General features: G+C 37.2%; 7 protein-coding genes. All 7 read right to left on the bottom strand.

What is annotated here, in order from left to right; genetic code table 11:
* Nucleotides 1–169 precede the first annotated feature (169 nt).
* Nucleotides 170–2,731: an FtsK/SpoIIIE family DNA translocase gene (locus tag QM481_RS24385; protein WP_283383727.1), complete on the bottom strand. Its 2,562-nt coding sequence runs from the start codon at nucleotides 2,729–2,731 to the stop codon at nucleotides 170–172.
* Between the two features lie 199 nt (nucleotides 2,732–2,930).
* Nucleotides 2,931–3,956: a quinone-dependent dihydroorotate dehydrogenase gene (locus QM481_RS24380; RefSeq protein ID WP_283383726.1), complete on the bottom strand. Its 1,026-nt coding sequence runs from the start codon at nucleotides 3,954–3,956 to the stop codon at nucleotides 2,931–2,933.
* Between the two features lie 203 nt (nucleotides 3,957–4,159).
* The gene (locus QM481_RS24375; RefSeq protein WP_283383725.1) at nucleotides 4,160–4,897 is read right to left on the bottom strand and encodes a LolA-like protein; all 738 of its coding nucleotides are present in this window, start codon (nucleotides 4,895–4,897) and stop codon (nucleotides 4,160–4,162) included.
* Nucleotides 4,898–5,160: 263 nt separating this feature from the next.
* On the bottom strand, nucleotides 5,161–6,393 hold the full coding sequence (locus QM481_RS24370) for a TCR/Tet family MFS transporter (protein WP_166549177.1): 1,233 nt from the start codon (nucleotides 6,391–6,393) through the stop codon (nucleotides 5,161–5,163).
* Between the two features lie 675 nt (nucleotides 6,394–7,068).
* On the bottom strand, nucleotides 7,069–7,983 hold the full coding sequence (locus QM481_RS24365) for a sugar phosphate isomerase/epimerase family protein (protein ID WP_283383724.1): 915 nt from the start codon (nucleotides 7,981–7,983) through the stop codon (nucleotides 7,069–7,071).
* 248 nt (nucleotides 7,984–8,231) lie between these two features.
* Nucleotides 8,232–9,785, bottom strand: coding sequence for an OmpA family protein (locus QM481_RS24360; RefSeq protein ID WP_283383723.1), 1,554 nt, complete (start codon nucleotides 9,783–9,785; stop codon nucleotides 8,232–8,234).
* 348 nt (nucleotides 9,786–10,133) lie between these two features.
* On the bottom strand, nucleotides 10,134–11,450 hold the full coding sequence (ahcY, locus tag QM481_RS24355; RefSeq protein WP_166549181.1) for an adenosylhomocysteinase: 1,317 nt from the start codon (nucleotides 11,448–11,450) through the stop codon (nucleotides 10,134–10,136).
* Nucleotides 11,451–11,775 lie beyond the last annotated feature (325 nt).

The raw sequence follows: 11,775 nt of genomic DNA, 5'->3' as shown, positions 1-11,775 counted from the left end.
TTTCGCTATCGTCAAAAACAATACTGTGTTTCAGAATGATTTTCAGGCAAATAAAATTGCGCTCACAAAATAATATTTGCCTGAAAGTTTGATTTTTAATACAGTTCATCACTCAATCATAAATCACTCAATGACCTATAAATCACTCAATCATAAATCACTCAATGACCTATAAATCTCTCAACATTTTTTCAAGAGCGTCTAAGTCTTTTATATATACTTCACGAGCTTTAGATCCTTCAAACGGACCTACAACACCCGCTTTTTCAAGTTGATCGATGATACGTCCTGCTCGGTTATAACCCAATTTTAAACGACGTTGAATGAGTGAAGTAGAACCTTGTTGGTGGGTAACTATCAACCTTGCTGCTTCTTCGAAATATTCGTCTTTATCTTTAGAGTCAAAATCACCTTTTTCGTTTCCACCACCAGAATCCCCTTCAAATTCAGGTAATAAATATGCTGAATCGTAGCCACTTTGCTCGCCAATATATTCACAAACATCTTCTACCTCTGGCGTATCCACAAAAGCACACTGCAAACGAATAATATCTGAACCTGTCGAAAGTAGCATATCCCCCATTCCAACTAATTGTTCGGCACCACCTGTATCTAAAATAGTTCTTGAGTCAATTTTAGATGTTACTTTAAACGACAAACGAGCTGGGAAGTTTGCCTTAATTGTACCCGTAATAACGTTTACTGATGGACGCTGAGTGGCAATCACCAAGTGAATACCAATGGCACGAGCCAACTGCGCCAAACGAGCAATAGGTTGTTCCACTTCCTTACCTGCTGTCATCATCAAGTCGGCAAGCTCATCGACTACCAACACGATATAAGGCATAAAATAGTGTCCTTTATCTGGATTTAATCGACGATTGACAAACTTGGCGTTATATTCTTTAAGGTTACGACAACCTGCATCTTTCAACAGATTGTAACGATTATCCATTTCTATACACAAGGAATTAAGAGTATTTACCACCTTTTTGGTATCAGTAATAATCGCCTCGGCTGCATTTGGAAGCATGGCCAAGAAATGGCGTTCAATTTTGTTGAAAAGCGTTAATTCCACCTTTTTAGGATCCACCAACACAAACTTTAGTTGCGAAGGATGCTTTTTATACAACAAAGACGTCAGAATCATGTTCAATCCCACCGACTTACCCTGACCTGTTGCCCCTGCCATCAAAAGGTGAGGCATTTTGGCAAGGTCAGTCATAAAGATGTCATTACTAATCGTTTTACCTAATACAATTGGCAAATCAGCCGTGGATTTCTGGAATTTTTCTGAACCAATCACCATTTTAACAGGTACCATTTCTCGGTTTTTGTTAGGAACTTCAATACCAATGGTTCCTTTACCTGGAATTGGTGCAATAATACGAATTCCCAAAGCTGCCAAGGCTAAGGAAATATCATCCTCTAGGTTTTTGATTTTCGAAATTCGAACCCCAGCATCAGGAATAATTTCATAAAGCGTTACTGTTGGTCCAATTGTAGCCTTAATATCGGCAATACCAATTCCATAATGTCCAAGAGTATCAACAATCTTATTCGAATTAGCCTTCAATTCTTCTTGCGAAACCTGTGCTTTCCCCATGTCATAATCTTTCAACAAAGAAACGGATGGGAACTGATAATTAGGTAAATCTAGCGTAGGGTCGTATAAACCAAATCGTTTGACTAGCTCATCGCTAGCTTCGTCTTTTGATGTTTCTGTAACAGGAATATCCTCCTCGATTTCGTCGATTGTCTCAGGTAAATCTCCTTCCAAGGTATTTTCTATGGTCAATGAGACTTCTTTTCTAGCAGTACTCGCAGGGCTAATTGTTTGAGCTGGTGTATTGGCTTTTGCTTCTACAATTGGTGGCAAATATGGTCTGATACTCTCTTCATCAGCATTATCTTCTCTTGTCAGCAAATCATCATCCTCAAACTCTGGCTCTGGTACTCTTAAAGTATTCTTTGTATTTTTAGCTGTATTTTCAAGATCATCCCTTACCCTGCGAATATTTTTGGCTTGGCTAATATCATCTGCATTTTGCTCTTCGTTGGTCTCTGTTTCGGGTTCGGTAGGAGCTAATAACCTTTCCATAAATTCCACTAAAACCTCAGTTCCGTAGAAAAACGAGATAAAGAGTATGAGCAGAAATAATATTACAAAAATCGTAAAAGGTCCCATGAGACTATCCATATATTCGTTGAGATAGTAGCCCATTCCTCCACATAAATCGCTCCAGTTGTCGGCAATATGAAATGTGTAAACCCAAAATCCTAGGAAGGTACTTCCCCACAAAATACCAAAAATAGAAAGTTTGGTAAACCTTTCTAAATTAACAAGGCTTCGTTTTAGTCCGATTTGTACTCCTGTAAAAAATGTCATTGGCACTAACCAAAAAGCCGAAACCCCAAAGTAACGAAGTACTAAAAGGTCAGCTAATTTTGCGCCAAATACCCCAAAAAAGTTTTTGGTTTTCTTACCTGTTTCTGCCAAACTCGACAAAGAGTTATGTATCTCACTTTGATCTGCTTTTCCTGTAAAAAGGTGCGAAAAAAATGAGAAAAACATAAATACGGAAAACAACACCAAAACACCACCAATCAGTAAACGGGCACGTTCAACACCTGAGCCACCAAAATCTAATTTGAATGGGCTTGGTGAAGCTGAACGAGCTTTTTCCTTAGGTCGGTTTTGCTCAGGATCTTTGGGAATATTTCTAGCCATAACATTTTAAATATTTCGAAGGGTATTCACTCTTCGAAAGGATGATTTGTGACTTAACAAAATCTCAAATCGGATTAGAGTAAGGAAAAAAATATCAATTAGGGACAAAGGTTCAAAGGCATAAAGTGAAATAGTTATTTTAACTATAAATACTAAACACTTTACCACTTTGTGCCTTTATAACTTATGCCTTTATTTACTACTTCTTCGCTAAATAACGATTAATTCTACTTACTAGCCCTGGACCTTCGTAAATAAAACCTGTATATACTTGAACCAAATCAGCGCCAGCGTTTAGTTTTTCTTCAGCATCTTCAGGAGAATGAATACCTCCCACACCAATGATAGGGAACGCTTTTCCTGATTTTTGTGATAAATAACGAATCACTTCTGTTGAGCGTTTGGTTACGGGTTTTCCACTCAACCCTCCTATTTCTTTGACTAATTCCTCAGAAGACTGTAAGCCTTCCCTCGAAATAGTGGTATTGGTGGCAATCACTCCCGCAATTTTTGTTTCTTGAACAATTTCAATAATATCGTCCAATTGTGATTCGGTCAAATCTGGTGCAATTTTCAACAAAATTGGCTTTTGTTTCGGACGACGTTCATTATCTTTTTGCAAAGTTTGTAATAAATCCTTCAAGGGTTCTTTCTCTTGCAAAGCTCTCAAATTTGGCGTATTGGGCGAGCTTACATTTACCACAAAATAATCAACCACATCAAAGAGTTCATTGAAGCAAATCATATAATCATTCACCGCTTCCTCGTTTGGTGTTACTTTATTTTTACCAATATTTCCACCAATCAATACGTTGCTATTACGCTTTTTCAAACGAGCTGCTGCCTCCTTTACGCCATCGTTATTAAAACCCATTCGGTTAATTAACGCTTCATCAGCTTTCAAACGAAACAAACGAGGTTTGTCGTTGCCAGGCTGAGGCTTTGGAGTAAGGGTACCTATTTCCACAAAGCCAAAACCCATCGCAGAAAGTTCGTCTACAAGCACTGCGTTTTTATCCAAACCTGCGGCCAAGCCAACTGGATTTTTGAATTTGAGTCCAAAAACTGTCTTTTCCAAAGCAGGGTTTTCATACTGATAGATGGCTTTAAAAATGGTTGGAAAAAAAGGGATTTTGAATAATGCCTTTATTAAATCAAAAGTAAAATAGTGAGCCTTCTCAGCATCAAAACGGAATAAGAGTGGCTGTAAAAAAAGTTTATACATTGTATTGTCAGAATCTGCGCCCGTATCTGTAGGATTGGAGGACTTTTTAAGATTTATTACAATGACAAAATTACAAAAAGGGCAAACAAAAACCTCACAGCTTTTGGATTTAGCTATGAGGTTTTGAAATTGTTTTGGTCAAATAGAAAAGTTTTTCCTCATTCATCGATTCAAATTTGAATGAGTTGGTAAATTTCTCTATTTTATTTCTTTGCAGGCTTTTTGAAAATAGCTTCATCCACACTTGGATTCAACTTGATTGAATCTACTTCCATAGTCATTTGACCTCCACCCATAGGCGATGGAATTTCGGTTGTATATGGGAAAATCAAGCCATCTACTGCCTTAAAATTTGAGAAAGACAATTCTATATCTGTATTTTTTGCATTAATCACTCTGCTGGCAGTCGTTTTTACAATGTAATATGTCGATGGAGAAACAAATACGTTTGTTACATCTCCATTTTTTTCTGTCAATTTCAAACGATAAGCCTCAACGTTATCTACTTTTTCTTTGCCAACTAATTCTAGTGTAGCTCCTTTTTCAACGTAATCGATGAGTGCACCTCCAAAGTTCATTTGACCTTTGGTTTGTTTTGTCACGGCGTTTGGCAATTCTTGAGGTTCGCCTGTACCACCCATCATCGTAGGGAGGATTGTCCAACCTTGATCGCCATCTAATGCTGTAATAATTTTTTGCCCCATCACTGATGCTTCAGTACGAAGTCCTTTTCCAACTAAAATGATAGATTTGGACTCGACTTCCATGCCACCAATCGACATACGATTCTGAATTTCGATACTTTTAATTGCTTTCCATTTTTCTACTCCACCTATAGCTTCGATATGCTTTTTTGCAATTTCTTCGGCTGTTTGAGCCATTGATGACACAGTAGTTGCAACAACAACTAGTGCAGAGACCAAAAATTTTGAAACCTTCATTTTTTGTTTAGTTTTAGTTAATAAGGTAATAAGTATTAGTGCTGAATTATGAGTTGTGAATTGTGAATGTATTTTTTAATTATCAACATTTTACATTCATAATAAGATTTAACAATTGGGCTTTCGGCAAAAATGTATTCATGATTTCTTCAAAATACTATTTAACCTTTTGGCTTACCTCAATCAAATCTTTGAGCTCCAATTTACGCTTGAAAGCTACTTTAATTATCTCTACTTATCAAACGGAATTGGGACAGAACGTATTATTCGCTGACAGATGGTTGTACTTTCTTTTTGGGAAATGATAAATACGCAATCACAAGTCCTAGAGCGGCTAACACAGAACCCGAAAAAAACGCTGCTCCAGGAAAATAGATAGGAGCCTCTGGTGAAGAGAAATAGCTAAATAAATTAGAGGCAATAATAGGCCCTAATATTGAGGTCATGCTAAATATACTGGTGATTCCACCTTGTAACTCACCTTGCTCATCAGCCCCAACCTGTTGTGTCATGACCGACTGTATAGCAGGTCCTGCAATACCGCCCATGGCAAAGGGCATCATAATGACGTACATCATCCAGCCTTTCCAAGCTAGAGAATACAAGAAGAAACCTGTTGACCAAAACGCTAAACCGACCAAGATTGACTTCTTTTCGCCAAGTTTTGGTATAATTTTTCTACTCAAAAATCCTTGTACAATAGCCACTGCTACACCTGCAAAACCTAATGACAAACCTATCTCGGTTTTGGTCCAGTGAAATACCAATTTGGTATAATACGCCCATGTACTAGGATTGGTTTGTCCAGCCAATTGAATGCAGAATAACGCAATAGACAAGCCAAACAATAGAGGATACTTGGTCATGTTCGACAATGTCCCAATCGGATTGGAGCGACGCCAGTCAAAGGGACGACGATTTTCTTTGGGTAAAGATTCAGGCAAAATAAAATACCCATAAAGCCAGTTGATTGCGGTAAGACCTGCCGAAGCAAAAAATGGTAATTTGATGTGAATTTCACCCAAAACACCCCCAATGACAGGACCAATAATAAAACCGAGACCAAATGCAGCACCGACCATTCCAAAATTTTTGGCACGATCTTCAGGTTTCGTAATATCAGCAATATACGCACTTGCAGTGGTGAAGCTCGCTCCTGTAACGCCTGCAATCAAACGACCGACAAATAGCCAAGTAATATTAGGGGCAAAAGCCAATAATAGATAGTCGACTGAAAAGCCCAGTAAGGATGCCAGAATAATAGGACGACGACCATATTGGTCGCTCAAACCGCCTATAACAGGCGATAACAAAAATTGCATAACCGCATAAGATGCCATTAGCATTGAACCATAAATAGCAGCATTGGAGGTTCCCCCTCCTACAAACTCCTCAATTAAGTCTGGTAAAATCGGGATAATAATGCCTATACCAAGAACATCAATGAGCATTGTGATAAAAATAAAAATAATTGCAGGGTTGCGTTTGTCCGACATAACGACGAAGTGTTTAGCGATTGTTTAAGGTTTTTCAGGACATCAACTTTTTATCAGACAATACATCACTATGATAGCATGAATTACCGCATCACTCAGCATGATAGTTTTTCATGAGACCATAAGTACACTGTCTGAAAATCAGAAAGTCAATAATTACCGAAAATGTATTATAAAAGAATGTTCGAAAGGGCATTTTCGCTGTCAGAAGCCAGCTAATAGGTGTACTAGATAGGGTTATCCAATGCCTACACCAAATCTTAGAGGAAATTGTTAATTCATAATATGTTGGTTTTGAAAACCCTGCAAGATAGGTGTTTTTGTAGAAAAAGGCAAAATATGAGGTATTACTATATTGAGTGATTTTGTTGTGGTTGAGCGAATGAGTGATTATTTTAAAAATCTGTATTCTAGTGGTAGAGACGCAATGCTTGTGTCTTAAGCTGAGTCATCCCAAATTTTGGCATTGGGGTTATTTACCAACAGTTTATCAAAAAAGGCGTTCGAAATTAGTTTTTCAAACGCCTTTTTTGATATTATATTTCCGAATGATACCTCTTTAGAGCTAAAGAATTGTTTCTTTATAAGTAAAATTTATCTTAAAATAATCGCTCATTCAACAGTCTCAATTCACTCAATTGAATATTTAATATCACTCAGATACCTTCAAAAATTCTATATCTTTTGTTTCAATTTATCGTTCAAATAGGTTTTGCTGATGGTTGCTGATTCGAGAGGCGTGCGGTTAGGCTCGGGTACGCCATCTAGCTCAACTACAGCCCAACGATTAAATTTAATTTTTTCTAAAGCCTTAAATACCGCTGGCAAATCCACATTTCCTTGTCCTAGCTCTACAAATTTATAGGCTTTAGGGTCATTAGGTTTGTCAGCCAGAGGACTTTTTACATCCTTGATATGCAAAGCAAATAATCGGTCTTTATATTGCTCAACTGCCTTTGCTGGTACGCCTCCTCCTTGGTGATAATGTGCCACATCTAAGAGCATTTTCACAAATTTAGGATTCGTCTCTTGCATCAAAATATCTACTTCTTCTGGTGTTTCTCCCCATTGGTGCATGTGATTGTGATAGGTAGTTTGAACACCCAAATCTGCCGTTTGTTCTCCAATTTGGTTCATTACTTTTGCCAAAGCTTTCAATTCATCTTTGGTTGGCGCTTGATTATTTTTTCGCAAACTGTTGGTCAATTGAAGGGCATCGCCACCCAATGCTTTTACAAAACTCGCATGTGCCACGTGGTAATCCACATTGCTTGAAATACGAGCTGGATCAACCTCTACATTACCACTCGAAAACATAGCTAGTGTTAAATGATGCTGGCTCAATAAGTCTTTTAACTCCTGAACTTTAGTTTTGTAATTATCATAGGCATTAGCACGAAGCTGAATTCCCTTAAAGCCCAATGAGGCAATATCCTGCATAGCATTGAGGTCTTTCCCTCCCCAAGTAATAGCAGAATAGGCAATTTTGATAGATGATGGTTTGGCTGCAAAAAGCGATTGTGAGATCATAGAAGCAGCCCCAATCATAGCTAAGTCAGCAATAAACTGACGACGGTTTGAAGTAGACATAAAGGTAGTAAGTTTGTTTCTCGAAAAAGTAAACGAGTGGGTATTTATACTGATTTTCAGAGAAAAGCTTTTTCTCTATTTATATTTTAGACGATAAGATACCACTATTAAATAATAGTGCTGAATTGTGAGTGGTGAATTGTGAATGTATTTTTTTATTATTGCTGATTGGGGATTGCTGATTTCGGAAATAATGTGAAATAGTAAGTTAGAAATCCGAAATCAAACATCCTATATCAGCAATCACGTCATTGTCTGATAAATTCTACACGGCGATTTTTCTTTTTATTTTCCTCTGTAGAATTCGGAACAACAGGATCAAGTGGCCCACGCCCCACAGCTTTTAGCCTATCTGCTTGAATACCTTTTGTTATCAAATATCCAATGACTGACTGACAACGGTCTTGTGATAGTTTTAAGTTGAGGTTAAAATCTCCCACATTGTCGGTATGACCCCGTATTTCGAGCTTGAGACTTGGGTTATCTCTCAAAAGATTTACGAGTGAATCTAATTCTTGAAAGGATTCTTTTCGTAAAACTGGACTACTTTGGTCGAAATATAAATTACGCAAGGTAATAGCTTTACCTTTTTCGATTACACCAAACTCTTTTGATTGGATAACGATATTAGGTTCTGCTTTAGGTACTACTTTTTTCTTTTTTAAGATAAAATCTTTCGAAAACTGTTTACTCTTGATAAAATTTAAGGGCGCAAAACGCACAATGACTGGCTCATAGCCATTGGCCACGACATGAACACTATACTCTTTGAAAGGATGTAACTCGACCATTGGAAATAATCCTTGAAAAGCCAAAGGCAACAAGGTATTCGTTTCCAAATCAAATACTTTATACGAAGCCTGAATGTGTTCTGTAAGTTCTTGGTCTTCCCAAGATTTTAGGAGAAATGTATAGCTTTTGCGTTCGAGAGGCACAATCAATTTAGCAAGATTTAAAAGAGTATCTGTCACAACAAAGTGCTTAGAATACCTTACATATTCTTTCGCCGACAGTTCTATATCTATTTCATCGCCATCTACCAATAGCACTTTATAAGGCATGGTTTCGGTCAATTTTAAGTTTGTAGAAACTACCTCAAATACAGGAATCAAATCTTTGGTCAACTGGTCTTGCGCCACTAATGGAATCACGACACTCGCTTTTTTAACGGGCGTCAGCATATAGTTTAACACCCTGTCGAGGCTTGTCGAATCTAATTTGATAGTTTGAGGCTCATATCCTTTTGCCGAAATTTCGAGCTCATACTTGAGAGGCGTATCAAAGAGATTTAGATATACTAAGCCTTCGGTACTAATAGCTAGGTATTTTTGTAGCTCTTCAGTATCAGTATTTCTGACAATATAATTGACTTTCTTGACATTCTTCTTAGTCTCAGCATCAATGGCATTAACACGGATGACGCCTACAGCTTTTTCCATAAAAGCCTCAAATTCATAGTGTTTTCCGAATGGAGCCAATAAAATCTGGAAAGTTCTTTGCTGATTCTGATAACCCTCTGATTGGGCGATTATCGTTAGTCTTGTCTCTTTGGTAAAAGTAATAACATGCGTAGAGGCGGTTTCGACAAGTGTTTTTTGTCCGTTTTCAAACTGTACGATAAATTGTCCAAAAATATATTTTCGGGAATGTTTATCACGCATACGTAAAGTAAGCGTAGATGGCGCATAAGCTTGTCCAGTTTCTTGTTTGGTAGAATCAGAAGTGAACTCTTTGCCAAACAGCGGATTTCCACAAGTAACTAGTAAAAATATTAAGTAAGCATTTTGTAAAATACCTTTCATATAAAGCACAAAGGATAAAAATCAGTAATTCACTCAACAAATAGGTAAGTGGTTGTGCAACGAAATATATAAATTGAGGTATTGGGTTCGTATAAAAGCTCATCGATTCAAAAGTAATCGAAAGCTACTTAAGATTTAGTAGTGTAAGATTCTTAGGAATTCTTTTAAAAGGTTATAGAACAACATCAAGTTTGAAATTTTAAAGGATAGGATGAGGAGGAATTTGTCCAAATTTAGTAGACTTCTTGAATAAATTCAAAATATTTGGAGACTTCTACATTAAAGCACAAAGCCCCAACTACCGAAGTAATTGAGGCTTTGATATATAGGTCGTTTTAGGACAAAATCCTAGTAACGGTACAAGTCAGATTTGAATGGACCTTCTACTGTTACGCCGATATAAGCAGCTTGCTCTTCGTCTAATACTTCCAATTTAGCACCGATGTGAGCTAAGTGCAATTTCGCTACTTTCTCATCTAAGTGTTTTGGAAGGATATATACGTTTTTCTCATATTTGTCTGTGTTCAACCACAACTCTAATTGAGCCAAAGTTTGGTTACAGAATGAGTTAGACATTACAAAAGATGGGTGACCCATTGCACAACCTAAGTTCACCAAGCGACCTTCAGCCAATACAATGATTTCTTTTCCTTCTACAGTATACAAATCAACTTGTGGTTTGATTTGTTGTTTAGTAGCGCCGTAAGTTCCGTTCAACCAAGCCATATCGATTTCGTTATCGAAGTGACCGATGTTACAAACTACTGCTTTGTCTTTCATTGCTAAGAAATGACGACCTTTGATAATGTTTACGTTACCTGTAGCTGTTACAAAAATGTTTGCACGAGTAGCAGCTTCGTCCATTGTAACTACTTCAAAACCGTCCATTGCCGCTTGAAGCGCACAGATTGGGTCGATTTCAGTAACCAATACACGACAACCAGCACCACGCAATGATTCAGCAGAACCTTTACCTACGTCACCATAACCAGCAACTACAGCTACTTTACCAGCCAACATCAAGTCAGTCGCACGACGGATTGAGTCAACTAATGATTCTTTACAACCGTATTTGTTATCAAATTTAGATTTTGTAACTGAGTCGTTAACGTTGATAGCTGGTAAATACAATGTACCATTTTTCAATCGCTCATACAAACGGTGAACACCAGTTGTAGTTTCTTCTGACAAACCTTTGATACCATCGATTAATTCTGGATAGTTATCAAATACCATGTTAGTCAAGTCACCACCGTCATCCAAAATCATGTTCAAAGGTTGACGATCTTCGCCGAAGAACAAAGTTTGTTCGATACACCAGTTGAACTCTTCTTCGTTCATACCTTTCCAAGCATAAACTGGGATACCCGCAGCAGCAATAGCAGCAGCAGCGTGATCTTGTGTAGAGAAGATGTTACAAGAAGACCAAGTTACATCAGCACCCAAAGCTACCAATGTCTCAATCAATACAGCAGTTTGGATAGTCATGTGCAAACATCCTGCAATACGAGCACCTGCCAATGGCTTAGATTCACCATATTCAGCACGAAGCGCCATCAAACCTGGCATTTCAGCTTCAGCCAAACGAATTTCTTTGCGACCCCAATCAGCTAGGGCGATGTCTTTTACTTTGTACGGAGTGTACGGTTGTGTTGTAGTTGACATTTATTTTTTACTTTTATTATTTCTACTATTTGAAAAATCAAGCATTTAAAAAACTCTATTTCAGATACTTAAATCCTTAAAGCATTTTTTACATTTTTACTCAATTCTTTATAAAGTACAAAATTAGTAGGTTTTAGGAAGATTTAAAAAGCAAACCAATAAATCATTTAGTATTGTATCAAAAAATAGAAATTATAAAACACAAAAGTATCTAATTTCAATAAATTATCTAAAATACAAACCAAATAAAGATAATTTATTTATTTCAACTAAATCTGTTTTAAAAATAAAAAAGCACCGTACAAACCCATGAATATTATCCGAT

It is taken from the genome of Flectobacillus rivi, assembly GCF_030056655.1.
Lineage (GTDB): Bacteria > Bacteroidota > Bacteroidia > Cytophagales > Spirosomataceae > Flectobacillus > Flectobacillus rivi.
Note: the sequence above shows the minus strand (reverse complement) of the source record. Positions and strands in the feature narration are given on the sequence as shown.

Excerpts from the sequence above, each read along its gene's own strand:
- QM481_RS24380 (WP_283383726.1), bottom strand. The coding sequence starts at position 3,956 with ATGTATAAACTTTTTTTACAGCCACTCTTATTCCGTTTTGATGCTGAG.
- QM481_RS24360 (WP_283383723.1), bottom strand. The coding sequence starts at position 9,785 with ATGAAAGGTATTTTACAAAATGCTTACTTAATATTTTTACTAGTTACT.
- ahcY (WP_166549181.1), bottom strand. The coding sequence starts at position 11,450 with ATGTCAACTACAACACAACCGTACACTCCGTACAAAGTAAAAGACATC.
- QM481_RS24375 (WP_283383725.1), bottom strand. The coding sequence starts at position 4,897 with ATGAAGGTTTCAAAATTTTTGGTCTCTGCACTAGTTGTTGTTGCAACT.
- QM481_RS24365 (WP_283383724.1), bottom strand. The coding sequence starts at position 7,983 with ATGTCTACTTCAAACCGTCGTCAGTTTATTGCTGACTTAGCTATGATT.
- QM481_RS24385 (WP_283383727.1), bottom strand. The coding sequence starts at position 2,731 with ATGGCTAGAAATATTCCCAAAGATCCTGAGCAAAACCGACCTAAGGAA.
- QM481_RS24370 (WP_166549177.1), bottom strand. The coding sequence starts at position 6,393 with ATGTCGGACAAACGCAACCCTGCAATTATTTTTATTTTTATCACAATG.